The sequence below is a fragment of the Pseudomonas defluvii genome (assembly GCF_001695625.1).
Taxonomy (GTDB): domain Bacteria; phylum Pseudomonadota; class Gammaproteobacteria; order Pseudomonadales; family Pseudomonadaceae; genus Aquipseudomonas; species Aquipseudomonas defluvii.
Genome location: NZ_MBPN01000058.1, coordinates 1 through 18,019 on the forward strand (window position 1 = coordinate 1; position 18,019 = coordinate 18,019).

Annotated in this window: 10 protein-coding genes and 1 other RNA gene; 5 read left to right on the plus strand and 6 right to left on the minus strand. The window is 60.0% G+C overall.

What is annotated here, in order from left to right; all coding sequences use genetic code 11:
* Positions 1-1,244 precede the first annotated feature (1,244 nt).
* The 3 genes from EKA13_RS16220 to EKA13_RS16230 all read left to right on the plus strand — a co-directional run bounded on the left by EKA13_RS16220 (position 1,245) and on the right by EKA13_RS16230 (position 4,058).
* Complete coding sequence (locus EKA13_RS16220) at positions 1,245-2,069, plus strand: antA/AntB antirepressor family protein (RefSeq protein WP_083199827.1); 825 nt, start codon at positions 1,245-1,247, stop codon at positions 2,067-2,069.
* 473 nt (positions 2,070-2,542) lie between these two features.
* Positions 2,543-3,253 carry a BRO-N domain-containing protein gene (locus EKA13_RS16225; RefSeq protein ID WP_065760376.1) on the plus strand — a complete coding sequence of 237 codons (711 nt, stop codon included), beginning with the start codon at positions 2,543-2,545 and terminating at the stop codon, positions 3,251-3,253.
* A 109-nt stretch (positions 3,254-3,362) separates the two neighbouring features.
* On the plus strand, positions 3,363-4,058 hold the full coding sequence (locus tag EKA13_RS16230; RefSeq protein ID WP_065760377.1) for a KilA-N domain-containing protein: 696 nt from the start codon (positions 3,363-3,365) through the stop codon (positions 4,056-4,058).
* A gap of 239 nt (positions 4,059-4,297) precedes the next feature.
* Here the strand turns inward: EKA13_RS16230 and EKA13_RS16240 are convergent, their stop codons facing one another.
* The 6 genes from EKA13_RS16240 to EKA13_RS16265 all read right to left on the minus strand — a co-directional run bounded on the left by EKA13_RS16240 (position 4,298) and on the right by EKA13_RS16265 (position 13,919).
* Positions 4,298-5,791, minus strand: coding sequence for a site-specific integrase (locus EKA13_RS16240; protein WP_065760378.1), 1,494 nt, complete (start codon positions 5,789-5,791; stop codon positions 4,298-4,300).
* Positions 5,792-5,870: 79 nt separating this feature from the next.
* Positions 5,871-5,967: signal recognition particle sRNA small type (gene ffs / locus EKA13_RS16245), an RNA gene on the minus strand.
* 111 nt (positions 5,968-6,078) lie between these two features.
* Entirely contained in the window at positions 6,079-8,445 is a 2,367-nt protein-coding gene (gene ligA / locus EKA13_RS16250; RefSeq protein ID WP_065760379.1) for an NAD-dependent DNA ligase LigA, read from the minus strand.
* Between the two features lie 240 nt (positions 8,446-8,685).
* Complete coding sequence (zipA, locus tag EKA13_RS16255) at positions 8,686-9,564, minus strand: cell division protein ZipA (RefSeq protein WP_065760380.1); 879 nt, start codon at positions 9,562-9,564, stop codon at positions 8,686-8,688.
* A 204-nt stretch (positions 9,565-9,768) separates the two neighbouring features.
* Positions 9,769-13,257 (minus strand): chromosome segregation protein SMC, encoded by a 3,489-nt coding sequence (gene smc, locus EKA13_RS16260; protein ID WP_065760381.1) that lies wholly within the window; start codon positions 13,255-13,257, stop codon positions 9,769-9,771.
* Between the two features lie 2 nt (positions 13,258-13,259).
* Positions 13,260-13,919, minus strand: a complete 660-nt coding sequence (locus EKA13_RS16265; RefSeq protein ID WP_065760382.1) for a GntR family transcriptional regulator — start codon at positions 13,917-13,919, stop codon at positions 13,260-13,262.
* A gap of 239 nt (positions 13,920-14,158) precedes the next feature.
* Here EKA13_RS16265 and xdhA point away from each other — a divergent pair, with 239 nt between their 5' ends.
* Together xdhA and xdhB are read left to right on the plus strand one after the other, a co-directional pair.
* Complete coding sequence (gene xdhA, locus EKA13_RS16270) at positions 14,159-15,613, plus strand: xanthine dehydrogenase small subunit (RefSeq protein WP_065760383.1); 1,455 nt, start codon at positions 14,159-14,161, stop codon at positions 15,611-15,613.
* The gene (gene xdhB / locus EKA13_RS16275) at positions 15,606-18,002 is read left to right on the plus strand and encodes a xanthine dehydrogenase molybdopterin binding subunit (protein WP_065760384.1); all 2,397 of its coding nucleotides are present in this window, start codon (positions 15,606-15,608) and stop codon (positions 18,000-18,002) included. The genes xdhA and xdhB overlap by 8 nt, the downstream gene beginning before the upstream one ends.
* Positions 18,003-18,019 lie beyond the last annotated feature (17 nt).

Here is an 18,019-nt window from a genome sequence, read left to right on the forward strand (position 1 = left end):
GCCGACCAGCTGCAGTGGCAGTAAGCGACGCAGCTTAAACTCGCTGAAAAACTGTCTTGACCGATGGGTCCACTTTACACAGCTGGTCGGCTACAGCCCACAAGCGCTTTTCTACATCTCCGCTGACCAAGGTACATCTCCAAGCAGTACTGAACAAATTCGCGCAGTCTACTACAGAGACAGGCCAACTGATGGCATCTGTAGAGACAGGAAGACGCTAGCATCAACAATGGGCCTAGAACATGGCGAAGGGTTGGGGAACCGGCAGGTCGATGACGTGGTAATCCCCTACAAACACGATGCAAGTCACTTGAAGTCAATCCACGAGACGCTACTGGAAACGCTTCCTAGCGCATGATCGGTATGCCCGTGATCGGCATATGACGGCTACCCTGGATGGCGACTTCCAGAAACCTGCAATTTCCCTGCAAGATCGACGAAGTTCAATTAGGACGCACTTATGGAGAAAGAAACGTCTCAACTGGGAAAGGCATCATCGCTGCAGCATCTTCGCTGGACGATGACCGAGTACCCACTGCTACTTTGAGCTTCAGGCGTACAGCCCCTCTCACTCGCCCTAACTGCATCCGCAGGACTAGGGAGCACCGGGTCATGGGCGATGGCGAACCTGACATAGCTGGCTGGGAGGTGATGGCACCCAGTCGAGGCTGGCTACCTGCGTCGATTGCAGGGTGTAGAAGTGGATGGCGAAGCCACTATAAGAGTGTCTTCTGGTTCTTTTCATATAAATCATCACCATCAATATCACCTATAAAGTTGATGACTATGAGTGATGACATCAAGCAGGTCTTGTGGAGCAACTTATGGTGAAGCTGTAAGTGCCACCACAAGTTCGCCTTGATGTTTCTACCCTCATCTGTTCTGACCACGATGGTGATAGTGACATTGATCAGTCTTCAGAGACAACTCCCCATCTCCGACACAACTGACCGAGAGCATCTCCGCTCTTCTAACCAGGTTCCTCGATCATGTGTCAGAAATGATGGCCATATGTCAGGAGTAATGGTGGTGGTATTCCAGACACCATATCCACCACTCATTCATCCATCACAGCCCATCTTCAACTCCAACCTCAAGTAACAACAGCAGCCCCCCTTGCTGCTTCAACCCAAAACCAGCCCGTTTTGTCCAGCCGTTCGAGCCGTCCATGCTTTCCCTTGTAGGTGGGAGCTGGTGGCGTGGACGGAAGGGACTCTGACGGCTGCACAAAAAGGAATACCTACATGAAGACCAAACGTACTGGCAGATCTTTTAATCACACCATCAATAATTGTCCTCCAAAGACACTACGTAATCTCGGCTTCACTGAGGCAGAAATCTCCCGCATGTCCTCCACTCGCCGAGTTCTCCCGCTGGTAGATGACGCCAAGACCCCGTGCATCCCCGCTAGAAAGCTATGGGAGCGAATCGGCAAACCCTATGGGCGGTTCCGTGCTTGGGCTGACGAGTACATCAAGCCAGTCGCCGAGAATAACGCAGAAATTTATGCGAAATTAACCAAGCCATCTTCTGGCGCAGGTCGCCCACAAACCGACTACATTCTCTCCCGAGACGTGGCGGCCCTTATGGCAATGCAAGCGCGCACCCACGAAGGTGACAATATTCGGCGGTACTTCCTCGACATGGAACGCCTTGTGGTTCGCCTGAGCGAGTACACAGGAATTCGCGCTGATTCCCTGATCCGCACAGACAACCGTGTGACTCACCTTACACGGGCTGAGGCTGGCAACAAGGCCAAGGCAGGAGAGATCCCCCGCAGCATGGTTCAACAGGTCGCCACTGAAGATGAAAAAAGAATCAAGTCGCTGGTGTGCAGAGTACTGACTGGCATGGGAGCTGGTGATTGGGAGGACATGGTGGGGAGACGCATCCGTGACACCCTCGACACTGAGGATCTCAACGAGTACAGCCGAGCATATGACTTTGCCTCAGTGCTGTTCGCTGCGAGGAAATCCTTTGGTGAGATCGAGCAGATCCTCAGCACCAGCTTCGCTAACTGTATCCACGTCGAAGATTACCTCACCGAGCAGTCCAAGGAGGTAGCGTGAGTATGCGACTGCTTGACCTGGTCTTCATCGTCGCTGTCACCATATGGCTCTTTATGCCTCTGGCCTACTTCATGCTCATCAGATTCACCATAGACGTGAAACTAACCGCTCGTAACAAAGTGTCCCGTGGAGGCAACCGAAAGTCATGCTGACGAGGATCTACAAACAGATCTCGCCTGAAGTTCGCAAGCCCAAGCAGTTTGCTCTCACAACTAGCAAACCTGCAGCGGCAACTTCCACCCATCCTTCCAAAGCCAACTTCGCCGAGGCTGTGACCGAGGTCAAGCGTCAATGGAAGGCGACTCAGCAGAAGAATCTCCCGGCACTTCGAGCAATGAAAGCTCCGAACGAATAGCTATACCTCTCTCCTCTGGCAACCCCCAGCACCCCGTTATCTGCTTCCTGCAGAAGGTCGCTCTGCGACTTGGGTGCCGGGGGTATTTTTTTGCGGGAACCACCCGAAGATCCGTGTGGTGAGCATCGACGGCAACCCGTGGTTCGTTGCGAAGGACGCACTGGCCGGGATGGGATACCCACAGACATCCCACGCCAACATCCTCAAGAAGCTGGCAGATGATGAAGTCATTCTGAAACAGATTCAGAAAGGGGTTCGTTCCGTCAGCCTTATCTCCGAGTCCGGCTTGTACAAGCTGGTCATGCGCTCGGACAAGGCGGAAGCCCGGCGCTTCCAAGACTGGGTGACCCGCGAAGTCCTCCCAGCCATCCGCAAGGACGGTGCCTACATCATGGGCGAGGAGAAGGTAGCGACCGGAGAGCTAGATGAAGACGCCTTCATTGCCAAGGCGATGGACATCATGCACCGCAAGATCGAGCGGCTGAAGGAAGAGAAGGCGAAGCTCGCCAGCGAGAACAAAGAGCTGACCCACGAACGTGACGGTCTGTCCTCTGTGGTCGACTGGAGTATGCACACCCTGTCTCGCTTCGCCCGCACCTTCCCGCAACTCAACAGCCTCGCCATCAAGTCTGACCTGCAGCGTCTCGGTTACCTGTACCGGAAGGGCGGCACCTACCGTGTCTACCGCCAGTACGAGCACCTGTTCGTCGAGAAATTCAACGAGCAGTACAGAACCATCGAGATCTACGTCACCGAGAAGGGTAAGACCCTGGTCGCCTCCCTGGCTGACCAACGCAAGCTGACCATGAGAAAGGCGTGGGCAGCATGAGCGAGTAGCTCAGCCCGACTCCCGAGTACCCAAAAAACTTTTTCGCAAATCCGCGAAAAACTTTCAGGCCCGCACAACGCGGGTTTTTTCATGCCCAGAGGAAAGAGACATGAGCAACGAACTGATCGTATGTGGTGTGACCATCAAGCAGGACGCGGAGGGTCGTTACTGCCTGAATGACCTGCACAAGGCGGCTGGCAGCGAAGCTAAACACACACCCGGACGCTTCACCTGCACCGAGTCCTTCCAAGGACTGTGTGAAGAGTTATCCCGAAATCAGGATAAGTACCCGTTTACCTCAGGCAGGGGCGTTGGCACCTACGCGGTGAAGGAGCTGGTCTACGCCTATGCCATGTGGATAAGCCCGAAGTTCAACCTCGAAGTCATCCGCTCTTACGACCGGCTGGCAACTGAAGGCGTAGCTGTCCACTACAAGGCAGTCGAGGATGTGCTCGATGATCCCCTCTCCTATATGGAGAAGGTCATCGCCCAGGCCAAGCAACTCAAGGCCGAGCGTGACCGTCTCGCTGCAAAGAACGCAGTGATGTCTGTTCAGAACAAGGTGATGCACGACGAGCTGAACCTGCTGACCGTCGACGAATACCGGGCACTGACTCACCGCTACTTCAACCACGGCTACAAGGTGAAGCTGGGTCAGGCCGCTGCCCGAGTTCTCCGTGAGCAAGGCCAAGAACCTGACCAGCAGAAGCGCACCGTCCGCATCCGGGGTGAGGAGCGCATCGTCACGGTCAACGTCTACCCGCGAGCTGCCCTAGAGCAAGCCGAACGTGAGCTTGCAGCATGAGCGAGTGGGTACAGACCCACTTGCCGTGTCCTGACTGTGGTTCTTCCGACGCACTCTCGATCAACTCCGAAGGTTGGTCGAAGTGCTTCTCCTGCGGGAAGAACCGCAAGGTCGACGGCGAGGATGAACCTAGAGGGAAACGACAAGTGGCTAAAGACAAATCACTAGTCCCCTTCGGTGAATACCGCGCTCTAGCCAAACGCAAGATCACCGAGCATGTAAATAAGCAGTGCAGAGCATCATTGCTGCAACCAGCCGACAACATCGAAGTCCACCGCCTCCACCACCGGGGCCAGCACCTCAGGCCTGAAGTCCTTCCCATAGCGGCTGAAGGTGATGCCACCAGTCTGATGCCCCAGCAGCCCACCTACCAGAGCCTCACTGACGCCCTTCTGCTTCAGGTGATCAGCTATGGTGTGACGGAAGCTGTGGAAGTCCTTCTGCCCTTCACCATCCTTGAAGCCCAACTGCTCACGAACACGGGTGAACCACTTCGATGGAGCAGCCCCGTAGCCATGCTTCTTGTGGCAAGTCAGCTCAGGGAAGATCCGCTGATGCCCTGCTGCCCGCTGCTTCTGGATGAACTCGATGAAGCCCAACATCTTCAGCCTAGAGTGGATCGGAACCAGTCGCTCGGAGGATGCGGTCTTCAGCTTCTGATCTGGTCGTGAGGCACGGATGTGGAGGCAGTCCACACCATTGATGGTGACCACATCGTCGAGGTAGAGCTGGCAGAGTTCGTTGAGTCTGGCTCCGGTGTACAGCCCCAACAGAGGCAACCAGTACTGATTCGGCTTCCTGCTGCTGACAGATGCATAGACTTCCTTCGAGAACAACCGGCGCAGATCATCCTCAGTGAACACGCTGCGCTCCTCGCTGACCTTGCCCCGCTGCCTCACCCGCAGTCCATCGAAGGGGTTTCGCTCGCAGTAGCCCTCACGAATGGCGTAGGTGAAGAAGGTGGTCAGGTTCTTCACATAGTTGTTGAACGTGGTGTGGCTGATCGTACTGGTTGCTGTCTTGATGACCTCCTCCAAGGACAAGGAGCTAGGAAGCTGGTTGATGCGAGGAGGCAGCTTGAGGGCTGTTTCTCGGAACTTCCGGGCATCCTGGCGAGTAATCAGATCCATGGGTAGATCGCCAATAATCCGCACCAACAAGGTGGCAACAGATCGCTTGTCGTCAAGGGTCTTGACCGAGACACCCTCCAGCCCCTGCTGCCCTAGGCACTCCTCGACCACCTTGGAGAAGCTAGGAGAAACGCTCGGCACATCTGGCAGCATGACCGCCCCATTACCCTGAGAAGTCGCCGAAGAGCCTCTGCGGAGCTTATGACCACGACTGATCGACGCACCCTCAACTGCCTTCTTCAGCTCTCCACCCTCGATCACTTGCGGCTGATCCTGACGGAGCACACCAGAAGTTGCTACTTCGACCAACTGCTGCTGACGAAGCCATGAAGCCCAACTGGCAACTCGCTTGCCTCCCGCCTCCCACGCACCACGCAAGTAATCGAGCGAGGGCCGAATACCTTGGAAGGCTTGGGTATAGAGGCGCTGAACCTGCAAGAGCAACTCTCGCCCACGGATCAACGCTTCGCGCTTGCAGCGAGTCTGCAGGGAACGGCGGATCTCGGAACAAGGAAAGAGCGGGCGCAGAACACCAGGCACCACGATCCTGAAATAAAAGATCGAGTGTCGGGACAACCAGAGGTAGGAAGGTACGGCTGACACGGTGGATCACCCTATGGATCACTGGCGTGATCAGAGCGAAAAACCGTTAGAAATCAAGAGCTTACAGAAATGGAGGCGACCCCACCAGCCACACCCCGGCACACGATGTTCCCGCTATGGCTGCTCCCTTCCGGGCCTGACCAGGTTGACGGGTAATCGTTGCGGGGGGACCGATGGGGCCACCACTACGCGGCTCATCAAGCGACGAGCCGCGCCATTGTACCGGTCTTGCGCCAAGTTACAACCTCTGCCTCAAGAAAAAACCAACGTTTCTCAAGGACTTGGCTTCATGCCTCGATGCCGTGGCTGGCGAGGAAGACGACAAAGGCGTCCTCATCCATCACCTGAAGGCCCAGTTCATTGGCCTTGGCCAGCTTGGAACCCGCGCCGGGGCCGGCGACCACGCAGTGGGTCTTGGCCGAGACCGAGCCGGCAACCTTGGCACCCAGCCCTTCCAGCTTGACCTTCGCCACGTCGCGACTCATGCGCTCCAGGGTACCGGTGAGCACCCAGGTCTGGCCGGCCAGCGGCAAGCCTTCGGCGACTTTTTTCTCACTGGCCCAGTGCATGCCGAACTCAGACAATTGCGCCTCGATGGCAAGCGCCTGGGCTACGTTGTCCGGTACAGCGAAAAATTCACGCAAGCCCTGCTTGGCCTTTTCGTTAAGGCCTTTCATGACGCTCAGTTCGAGCCAGTCGCGGCTCAGCGCGATCACCTGCTCGAGGCTGCCGGCTTTTTCGGCCAGGTTCCTGGCGCCGGTCGCGGCAATGCCCGGGATGTTCAGTTTTTCGATGAGGCCAGCCAGGGTGGTGCTGGCAGCGAACTCGGCATGCACCTCGCCTTCATCCTGCAAGGCGATGCCGGCGCCGAGCAATTGGTTGATGACCGCCTGGTTGTGGGCGTCGCCAAAGAAACTGTGGATCTCATGGGCCACTTCCAGGCCGATGTCCGGCAGGTAGGTCAGCACTTGAGGCAACGCCACCCTCACCCGCGCCAGAGAACCCAGGGAGCGTGCCAGCACCTTGGCGGTTTCTTCGCCGACATCAGGAATACCCAAGGCATAAATGAACCGCGCCAACGCTGGCTGTTTGCTCTGCTCGATGGCCGCCAGCAGGTTCTTGCTGGACAACTCGGCAAAGCCTTCCAGGTCGACGATCTGTTCGAAGGTCAGGCTGTAGAGATCGGCAGGCGAACGGATCAGGCCTTCGTCGACCAGTTGCTCGACGCTTTTCTCACCCAGCCCGTCGATGTCCATGGCTCGGCGCGAGACGTAATGGATGATCGCCTGCTTGACCTGGGCGGCACACGCCAGGCGCCCGACACAGCGGTAGACGGCGCCCTCGCTGACGGTTTCCTTGCCCTTGCTGCGCTTGACCAGCTGGGTACGCTCGACGTGCGAACCACACACCGGGCAGGTGTGCGGAATATGAACCGGGCGTGCATCTGCCGGGCGCCGTTCCAGCACCACCTGCATGACCTGAGGGATCACGTCGCCAGCACGGCGGATGATCACCGTGTCACCGATCCGCAAGCCCAGCCGGTCGACTTCGTCCATGTTGTGCAAGGTCGCGTTGGCTACCGTGACCCCAGCGACCTTCACCGGCTTCAGGCGCGCCACTGGCGTCACCGCGCCGGTACGGCCCACCTGAAATTCCACGTCGAGTACTTCGGTCAGCTCTTCCATGGCCGGAAACTTGTGGGCAATCGCCCAACGCGGCTCACGCGCGCGAAAACCCAACTCGCGCTGATAGGCAAGGCTGTTGACCTTGAACACCACGCCGTCGATTTCATAGGGCAGGTCATTGCGGCGACGGCCGATGTCGCGGTAGTAGTCCAGGCATTGCGCCACGCCCACGGCCAGTTTCAGTTCGTGGCTGATCGGCAAGCCCCAGGCCTTGAGTTGCTGCAAAATGCCGACATGGGTGTCGGCAATGTCTGCCGAGACCTGCCCCAGGCCATAGCAGCAGAACTCCAGCGGCCGGCTCGCGGTGACTTTCGAGTCGAGCTGACGCAGGCTGCCTGCGGCGGCGTTACGCGGGTTGGCGAAGGTTTTGCCGCCGTTTTCGATCTGGCTGGCGTTCAACCGATCGAAGCCCGCCTTGGACATGAACACTTCACCGCGCACCTCCAAAACGGCCGGCCACCCTGCCCCCTCTAGCTTGAGCGGAATGTTGCGCACGGTACGCACGTTGACACTGATGTCTTCGCCGGTGGTGCCATCGCCACGGGTTGCGCCTTGCACCAGCAGGCCATCGCGATAGAGCAGGCTGACCGCCAGGCCATCGAGCTTCGGCTCGCAGCTGTACTCCACGGCCGCGCCGTCCCCGAACAGGTCGCCCGCTGGCAGCTCCAGCCCTTCGACCACCCGTCGATCGAAGTCACGCAGGTCGCCTTCCTCGAAAGCGTTACCCAGGCTCAGCATCGGTACTTCATGGCGCACCTGGCTGAAGGCCGACAGCGCTGCGCCACCGACACGCTGGGTGGGCGAGTCGGCTGTCACCAGTTCGGGGTGTTCTGCTTCCAGCGCCTGCAGTTCGCGGAACAGGCGGTCATACTCGACATCCGGAATGCTCGGGGCATCCTGCTCGTAGTAGCGCCGGTTGTGCAGCTGGAGTTCGGCACGCAGTGCGAGGATTCGGGTTTCGACGGTCATGTTCGTGTTCTCTTGCCATGCAAAAGAGCAACCCTGGCTGCCCAGGCTGCTGACACATCCCCGCTTTTCAGCGGTTTTCTCACGGTGGGAGCAGGCTTGCCTGCGATGCAGGCGCCGCGAATTCACGGGCACCCCATCGATCGCTTCGCAGGCACGCCTGCTCCCACGAAGATCACACAGGGGGGCTGTCAGCAACCTGAGCAGCCGTGGCTGCTCCTTGAGTGTTTAGGGTGCTTGGGATCAACGCTTCTGGGTCAGTGCCCGACGCTCGAACTCGACGATGCGCTGGCGGTAGTGCTCGATGGTCTGCGCGGTCATGACGCTACGCTGGTCATCTTTGAGCTCACCATTGAGCTCGTGGGCCAGTTTGCGTGCAGCCGCCACCATCACGTCGAATGCCTGCTTCGGATGACGCGGGCCCGGCAGGCCCAGGAAGAAGCTCACTGCACGCGTGCTGAAGTGGTCGATGTCGTCCAGGTCAAATACACCTGGCTTGACTGCGTTGGCCATGGAGAACAGCACTTCGCCGTTACCGGCCATGCTTTCATGACGGTGGAAAATGTCCATTTCGCCAAAACGCAAACCGCTTTCAAGAATGTTCTGCAGCAGCGCCGGGCCCTTGAAGCCGCCCTCGTCACGGGAAATCACGCTGATCACCAGCACTTCTTCTACCGGCGGCAACTCTTTGCCTGCATTGGCAGCGCCAAAGCCGGTGCTTTTGGTGCGTGTTTCGTCCGGGAAGTCATCGGACGCATCGACGAACAGGTCCGGCTCACGTGGCTCAGCGGCCAGGTTCAGGTCGCCCTGCTGCGGCTCGCTGTTACGTTTGTTGCGCTTGGAAGACTTCGGCTTGCTCTCACGCTCACGTTCACGCAGCGGCGCACTCATGGACGGCAGGTCATGCTCATCCAGCTCCGGCTCCTTGTGATTGTCCAGCACACGGGAAGGCCCCAGCACATCAGGGCTGCTCTCCTCGTCAGGCAGGTTGGAGAAACTGCGATCCAGACGGAATTTCAGCTTACCCTTGCCACCACGCATACGACGCCAGCCGTCAAAAAGAATACCGGCGATGACAATAATGCCGATGACGATCAGCCACTCGCGCAGACCGATTTCCATGTAATCCCGTGCCTCTGTAAAAAATGCTGATAAATAAAGGGCTTAAAGCCCTTTAAAACGTGGCGCCAACTCTATGTTCTGACAGGCGTTTTGCCCACGCGTAATAAAAATTGCCATTAAGCTAGCACGACCAAAGATAACTTTACACCGTCTGTCGCAACTGACAGGTCCATTAAGCGCAGGTTCACGCTTTATGGCACCCGATCAGGCGTCGACCATGGCCATCGCCTCCTCCACATCAACCGCCACCAGGCGCGAGCAACCGGGCTCGTGCATGGTCACCCCCATCAATTGATCGGCCATTTCCATGGCGATCTTGTTGTGGGTGATATAGATGAATTGCACGGTCTGGCTCATTTCTTTTACCAGCCGGGCATAACGCCCCACGTTGGCATCGTCCAGTGGTGCATCGACTTCGTCGAGCATACAGAACGGTGCCGGGTTCAACTTGAAGATCGCGAACACCAACGCCAGGGCAGTCAACGCCTTCTCCCCACCGGACAACAGGTGGATGGTGCTATTTTTCTTCCCGGGCGGGCGCGCCATGATCGTCACCCCTGTATCGAGTAAATCTTCGCCCGTCAGTTCCAGGTAAGCGCTGCCGCCACCGAAAACTTTTGGGAAAAGTGCCTGTAAACCGGCATTTATCTGATCAAAGGTATCCTTGAAGCGATTACGGGTTTCCTTGTCGATCTTGCGGATGACGTTTTCCAGCGTCTCCAGCGCCTCGACCAGGTCATCGTTCTGCGCGTCCAGGTAGCGCTTGCGCTCGGACTGCTGCTGGTACTCATCGATGGCCGCCAGGTTGATGGCGCCCAGGCGCTGGATACGCCCGTCGATACGCTCCAGCTCAAGCGCCGCTTCCTGCTCGCTGGCCTGCTCGGTCAGGGTTTCGAGCACGCCATGCAGGTCATAGCCATCGGTGTGCAGTTGTTCCTGCAGGGCCTTGCGCTGAACGCTCAGCCCTTGCCATTCCATACGGTGCTGCTCAAGCTGGCCGCGCAGCAACTGGGACTGCTGCTCCGCCTGGCTGCGACGTTTCTCGGCCTCGCGCAACTCGCGGTCGGCTTCGTCCATGTGCAGGCGCGCCTGACGCATTTCATCATCGACGCTCATGCGTTTTTCCAGCAGCTCTTCGAGCTTGAGCCGCAGCTCTTCCAGCGGCGCCTCGCCCTCTTCCAGGTTCAGCGTCAACTGCTCACGCTTTTCCGTCAGCCGCTCGGACTGCAATTCAAGGCGCTCAAGCGCCTGACGCGTGGAGTCGTGCTGGGCACGGAGCGAGCCCAAACGCACTGCCAACTGGTGGGCGTGGTCCTTGTGCTGCCGCGCTTCCTGGCGCACCCGGTCAAGCCGCTCGCGCAGATTGTCGCGCTGGGCCAGCAACAGCTCACGCTGCTCGGTGTCCTGGGCCATCAGGTCAAGCGCTTCCTGCAGTTGCAAGCGCGATTCACCGAGGCTTTCGTGCTCGATGGCACGCTGCTCAAGCAGCTCGCTCAATTCCTCGTCAAGACGGCGACGGCGCAGCGCCAGCTGCTCGGCACGCGCCTTGCCCGCCGACAACTGCGCCTTGAGCTCGCCCTGCTGGCGCGCTTCGTCCTGTGCCCGGCGACGGATCTGCTCGCGACCGTCCTCCAGGCTGCGCTGTTGCTCGCGCAGCGTGAGCAGTTGCTCGTCCAGAAGCTCCAGTTCGGTCTGCAAGGCTTCGTGCTCAAGGCGCAGTTGCTCAAGCTCCTGCCCTCGGGCGAGCACCCCGCCCTCGGCATCACTGGCACGCGACACCCGCAAGAAGTGCCGCCCGACCCAATAACCGTCACGGCTGACCAGGCTCTGCCCTTCGGCCAGTTGGCCACGCAGCGCCAACGCCGCATCGAGATCTTCCACCGGGCGTACCTGCCCCAGCCACGGGGCCAGGTCGACACGGCCTTGAACCTTGTCGAGCAAACTGCCCGGCAGGCTCGTCGCAGTGCCGGGTACATCGAGCAGGCGCAATGCGCCTTGATCGAAGCTGGCCAGGTCCAGGCCGGTGAACGCATCGACCAGCACGGCCTGCAGGTCAGCGCCCAGCACGGTCTCGACCGCCAGTTCCCAGCCCGGCTCGACGCGCAAGCCCTCGGCCAGTCGCGGACGCTGCGCCAGGCCCTGCGCCTGCAACCAGCGAGCGGTGCCGCTGCCCGGGTCCAGCGCGGCCTGCTGCAAGGCTTCCAGCGAGGCCAGACGACCACCCAGGCGCTGCAACTCGCCCTGGGTTTGCTGCTGAGCGCTGCCAACCTGCTGCAACTGCTCGCGCAGCACCTCAAGCCGCTCGACGGCCTGCTGCTCTTCCAGTTGCAGGTCTTCAAGGAGCAGTTCACTGCTGGCCAATTGCTCGCCCAGCTCCAGTATCGCCGCGTCTTCAGGGTCGGCACTGAGCTGGTCACGCTCCTCGCCCAGTTTGCGCTGACGCTCGGCCAGACGCTCCAGGCTGTGTTCCAACTGTTGAATGCGCGACTGCTGCACTTCGGCCTGACGGCGCGGCTCGGCCGAACGGGTATTGAAGCTGTCCCACTGCTCCTGCCAGCCATGCATGGTGCCTTCGGCTTCTTCCAGCGTCGCGGCAGACTCTTCGGCAGCAGCCAGGGTCATTTCCTGCTCGGGCTCGAGCATTTCCAGCTCTTCAGCCAGGGTTGCCAGCAACGTGCGGTCATGCCCCAGGTGCGACTCGGTTTCCTGACGCGAACGCTCGGCCTCCTTGAGGTCGTCCTGCAATTGGCGCAAGCGCTGCTGGCCATGCTGGATGCTCTGCTCGACCCGGGCGATATCACCGCCCACCGAATAGAAGCGCCCCTGAACCAGGTTGAACCGTTCAGACAGCTCATGGTGACCGTCACGCAGGCGCTCAATACTGGCATCGGCATTGCGCTGTTCCGCGACCAATGCCTCGAAGGCCACTTCCTGATCGCCGATGATCGCTTCACGCTGGCCCACCTGATCGTTCAGTGCGCGCCAGCGCAGTGCCGCCAGTTGCGCCTTGAGCTGGCGCTCCTCGGCCTTGTATTCCTTGTACTTCTCGGCAGCCTGGGCCTGGCGGTGCAAGCGCTCAAGCTGGCGCTCAAGCTCTTCGCGCAGGTCGGTCAGGCGCTCGAGGTTTTCATGGGTGCGGCGAATACGGTTCTCGGTTTCGCGGCGGCGCTCCTTGTACTTGGAGATACCGGCGGCTTCTTCGATGAAGTTGCGCAGTTCTTCGGGCTTGGCTTCGATCAGCTTGGAGATCATGCCCTGTTCGATGATCGAGTAGCTGCGTGGCCCCAGGCCAGTGCCGAGAAAGATATCGGTAATGTCACGGCGCCGACATTTGGTGCCATTGAGGAAATAGGTGTTCTGGGCGTCTCGGGTGACCTTGCGGCGAATGGAGATCTCCGCATAGGCGGCGTACTCGCCGACCAAGGTGTTGTCGCTGTTGTCGAAGACCAGCTCGATACTCGCCTGGCTGACCGGCTTGCGGCTGGTCGAACCATTGAAGATGACATCGGTCATCGACTCGCCGCGCAGGTTCTTGGCCGAGCTTTCGCCCATCACCCAACGCACCGCGTCGATGATGTTGGACTTGCCACAGCCATTGGGCCCGACAACGGCCGCCATGTTGCTGGGGAAGTTGACGGTGGTCGGGTCGACGAAGGACTTGAACCCGGCCAGGCGAATGCACTTGAGGCGCATGCTCAGGCAGGTACCAGCGCCGTCAGCACAAGGTCGCAACTGCGCTGACAATACTCGACCAGCACACTGCGGATGCGCGGCAGGTCACGTGCAACCACGGCCTCGAGCAATTGCGCGAACAGCACCAGGAAGTCATCCATTTCGGCCTTGCGCTGATCCAGCGCCAGGTAATACGTGCGACTCATGGCCGGCTGCAGGTTTTCGACGGTTTCCTGCAGGTAAGGGTTGTTGGCAAACGGATAGGCCGCGCGCATTACCGCGAAGCTGTCTTCAACGAATGCCTTGATGTCCTTGCGCTCGCAGGCAGCGCGCAAACGCTGCTGAATGACCAGAAACGGAGCAAGCTCGGTGTCGCTGCGCAGGTGCGTGGCAACGGCATTGCCCAACAGGATGTACAGCTCGCTCATCAGCGTGCAGAGGCTGCGTACATTGTGCTCGTTTAGCTCGGTAACGTGCGCGCCGCGACGCGGCAGGATCGTGACCAGATGCCGGCGTTCGAGAATCAGCAGCGCCTCACGCACGGAGCCGCGGCTGACATTCAGCGCCTGGGTGACCTTCAGCTCCTGGATACGCTCGGCGGGTTTGAGCTCGCCGCGAATGATCCGCTCGGCCAGGTAATGGGCAATTTGCTCGGAGAGGCTGTCCGGCGCCTTGAACGTCATGGTTTTCCTTCAAACTCTTTGAACGGTGCACAAGGGCGGGATTGTAGCGCACTTGCCCCCCACTCGCGCAGGGCCTCTCGGCCCGTTCTATGCTTAAAAAGTCAGGTGTAGAGCGTACCAGGCGCCATTTCGATCATTTTCCTGACCCACAAGTCAGAAAGATGTTGACCGAAAAGTCAGGCCTGCTTAGAGTCAGCACAACCCCGCTCAACAACAATAATTCGCTTGTGAGGCCTTCCGTGATCCAGTTTCTCTTTAATCAGGAGCTGCGCAGTGAGCACGCCCTGGACCCCAATCTGACAGTGCTTGAATACCTGCGTGAACACCTGGGCAAACCCGGCACCAAGGAAGGCTGCGCCAGCGGCGACTGCGGCGCTTGCACTGTCGTGGTCGCTGAGCGCCATGCGGATCAGGACGGCCTCGAACGCCTGCGCTATCGCAGCCTGAATGCGTGCCTGACCTTTGTGTCGGCGCTGCATGGCAAACAACTGATCAGTGTTGAAGGGCTCAAACACCAAGGGCAGTTGCACAGCGTTCAACAGGCAATGGTCGACTGCCACGGTTCACAGTGCGGCTTCTGCACGCCCGGCGTGGTGATGTCGCTGTTCGCCCTGCAGAAGAACAGCGACGCCCCGGACCTGCACAAGGCCCAGGAGGCGCTGGCCGGCAACCTCTGCCGCTGCACCGGTTACCGGCCGATTCTGGCAGCCGCAGAACAGGCCTGCTGCCAGCCGCCAGCCGACCCGTTCGATGCCGCCGAGGCGCAAACCATCGCCCGGCTCAAGGCGATTGCGCCCAAAGAAACCGGCGAGCTCAACAGCGGCGATAAACGCTGCCTGGTTCCACTGACCGTGGCCGACCTGGCCGAGCTCTATGGCTCGCACCCGGAAGCGCGCCTGCTGGCCGGAGGTACCGACCTGGCACTTGAGGTGACGCAGTTCCACAAGACCCTGCCGGTGATGATCTACGTCGGTAACGTCGCCGAGATGAAGCGCATCGAGCACGTCGACGCGCATATCGAGATTGGTGCCGCCACGCCGTTGACCGACTGCTATGGCGCGCTGAGCGCCGAGTACCCCGACTTTGGCGAGCTGCTGCACCGCTTCGCCTCGCTGCAAATCCGCAACCAGGGCACCTTGGGCGGCAATATTGGCAACGCATCACCGATTGGCGACGCCCCGCCCCTGCTGATCGCCCTGGGCGCCCAGATCGTCCTGCGCAAAGGCGACAGCCAGCGCACCCTGGCCCTGGAAGACTACTTCATCGATTACCGCATCACCGCCCGCCAGGAGAGCGAGTTCATCGAGAAGATCATCGTGCCGAAGGCTTCGCCCGGCTGGGCGTTCCGCGCCTACAAGTTGTCCAAGCGCCTGGACGACGATATCTCGGCGGTCTGCGCGGCAATCAACCTGCGCATCGAAGGCGGCGTCATCCACGAGGCACGCATCGCCTTCGGCGGCATGGCGGCCATCCCGAAACGCGCCCAGGCCTGTGAAACGCTGCTGACAGGCAAGCCCTGGAGCCAGGCACTGATTGAACAGGCCTGCCAGGCCTTGAGCGAAGACTTCACGCCGCTGTCGGACTTTCGCGCGAGCAAGGAGTACCGGTTGCTCAGTGCGCAGAACCTGCTGCGCAAATACTTCATCGAACTGCAAACACCGCACATCGAGACTCGGGTGACCGCTTATGTCTAACCATCCTCACGTCGCCAAGAGCCAGGCAGAGCTGGCCGACCTGTTCAGCCAGGACATGACCAGCGGTGTAGGCCGCAGCGTCAAGCATGACAGCGCCGACAAGCATGTGTCCGGCGAAGCGGTGTATATCGATGACCGCCTGGAGTTCCCGAATCAGTTGCACGTGTATGCCCGGTTGTCCGACCGTGCCCATGCGCGCATTGTCAGTATCGACACCGCGCCCTGCTACGCCTTCGAGGGCGTGCGCATTGCCATTACTCACGAAGAAATACCGGGCTTGAAAGACATCGGCCCGCTGCTTCCGGGCGACCCCTTGCTGGCCATCGACACCGTGCAGTTCGTCGGCCAGCCGGTGGTGGCTGTGGCCGCACGCGACCTCGACACCGCGCGCCGCGCCGCGCTGGCAGCGATCATCACCTACGAAGACCTGGAGCCGGTGCTCGATGTGGTCGAAGCGCTGCGCAAAAAGCACTTTGTCCTCGACAGCCACACCCACCGGCGCGGGGACTCGGCCAGCGCATTGCGCGATGCACCCCATCGCTTGCAGGGCACCCTGCATATCGGCGGCCAGGAGCATTTCTACCTGGAAACCCAGATCTCTTCGGTGATGCCTACCGAAGACGGCGGCATGATCGTCTACTGCTCGACCCAGAACCCCACCGAGGTGCAGAAACTGGTCGCCGAAGTGCTCGATGTACCGATGAACAAGGTGGTGGTCGACATGCGCCGGATGGGCGGTGGCTTTGGCGGCAAGGAAACCCAGGCGGCGAGCCCGGCCTGCCTGTGCGCGGTGATCGCGCACCTGACCGGCCAGCCGACCAAGATGCGCCTGCCTCGCATGGAAGACATGCTCATGACCGGCAAGCGTCACCCCTTCTACGTCGAATACGATGTCGGTTTCGATGACCGCGGTCGCCTGCAGGGCATCAATTTCGAGCTGGCCGGTAACTGCGGCTGCTCGCCCGACCTGTCGGCGTCCATCGTCGACCGCGCCATGTTCCACGCCGACAACGCCTATTACCTGGGCGACGCCACGATCAACGGCCACCGCTGCAAGACCAACACCGCCTCAAACACCGCCTACCGGGGCTTCGGCGGCCCACAGGGGATGGTCGCCATCGAGGAAGTGATGGACCGTATTGCCCGCCATCTGGTGCTCGACCCGCTGGCGGTGCGCAAGGCCAACTATTACGGCAAGACCGAGCGCAACGTCACCCATTACCACCAGACCGTCGAGCACAACATGCTCGAAGAAATCACCGCAGAGCTGGAAGCCAGCAGCGACTACGCCGAGCGCCGCGAGTCGATTCGCCGCTACAACGCCAACAGCCCGATACTGAAGAAAGGCCTGGCCCTGACACCGGTAAAATTCGGTATTTCCTTTACCGCCAGCTTCCTTAACCAGGCCGGTGCGCTGATACACCTCTATACCGACGGCAGCATCCACCTGAACCACGGCGGCACGGAGATGGGCCAAGGCCTCAACACCAAGGTTGCCCAGGTGGTGGCCGAAGTATTCCAGGTCGATATCTCGCGTATCCAGATCACCGCGACCAACACCGACAAGGTGCCCAACACTTCGCCGACTGCGGCGTCCAGCGGCGCCGACCTGAACGGCAAGGCTGCGCAGAACGCGGCTGAAATCCTGAAGCAACGCCTGGTCGAATTTGCCGCGCGGCAGTACAAGGTCAGCGCGGAAGACGTCGTGTTTCACAATGGCCATGTGCGTGTGCGCGATGAGATCCTGACTTTTGACGCCTTGGTGCAGCAGGCCTACTTCGCTCAGGTTTCACTGTCGAGCACCGGCTTCTACAAGACCCCGAAAATCTACTACGACCGCAGCCAGGCCCGTGGCCGCCCCTTTTACTACTACGCCTTTGGCGCGGCCTGCGCCGAGGTGATCGTCGACACCCTGACCGGCGAGTACAAGGTACTGCGCACCGACATCCTGCATGACGTCGGCGCGTCACTGAACCCGGCCATCGACATCGGCCAGGTGGAAGGCGGTTTCGTTCAGGGCATGGGCTGGCTGACCACCGAAGAGCTGGTGTGGAACGCCAAGGGCAAACTGATGACCAGCGGCCCGGCCAGCTACAAGATTCCGGCCGTGGCCGACATGCCGATCGACCTGCGGGTGCGCCTGGTCGAGAACCGCAAGAACCCGGAGGACACGGTGTTCCACTCCAAGGCCGTAGGCGAGCCGCCGTTCATGCTCGGTATCGCCGTCTGGTGTGCCATCAAGGATGCCGTGGCCAGCCTGGCCGATTACCGTGAGCAACCGCTGATCGACGCCCCGGCCACACCGGAGCGCGTGCTCTGGGGCTGCGAGCAAATGCGCAAGGCGATGGCGGCTCACCCGCGCACCGAAGCCGAGACAGCAGCACCATGAACGCCCTATCGCCCGCA

What these genes read in the sequence shown, in the direction of transcription:
- xdhB (WP_065760384.1), top strand. Translation starts at nt 15,606, where the DNA reads ATGTCTAACCATCCTCACGTCGCCAAGAGCCAGGCAGAGCTGGCCGAC.
- smc (WP_065760381.1), bottom strand. Translation starts at nt 13,257, where the DNA reads ATGCGCCTCAAGTGCATTCGCCTGGCCGGGTTCAAGTCCTTCGTCGAC.
- EKA13_RS16265 (WP_065760382.1), bottom strand. Translation starts at nt 13,919, where the DNA reads ATGACGTTCAAGGCGCCGGACAGCCTCTCCGAGCAAATTGCCCATTAC.
- ligA (WP_065760379.1), bottom strand. Translation starts at nt 8,445, where the DNA reads ATGACCGTCGAAACCCGAATCCTCGCACTGCGTGCCGAACTCCAGCTG.
- zipA (WP_065760380.1), bottom strand. Translation starts at nt 9,564, where the DNA reads ATGGAAATCGGTCTGCGCGAGTGGCTGATCGTCATCGGCATTATTGTC.
- EKA13_RS16220 (WP_083199827.1), top strand. Translation starts at nt 1,245, where the DNA reads ATGAAGACCAAACGTACTGGCAGATCTTTTAATCACACCATCAATAAT.
- EKA13_RS16230 (WP_065760377.1), top strand. Translation starts at nt 3,363, where the DNA reads ATGAGCAACGAACTGATCGTATGTGGTGTGACCATCAAGCAGGACGCG.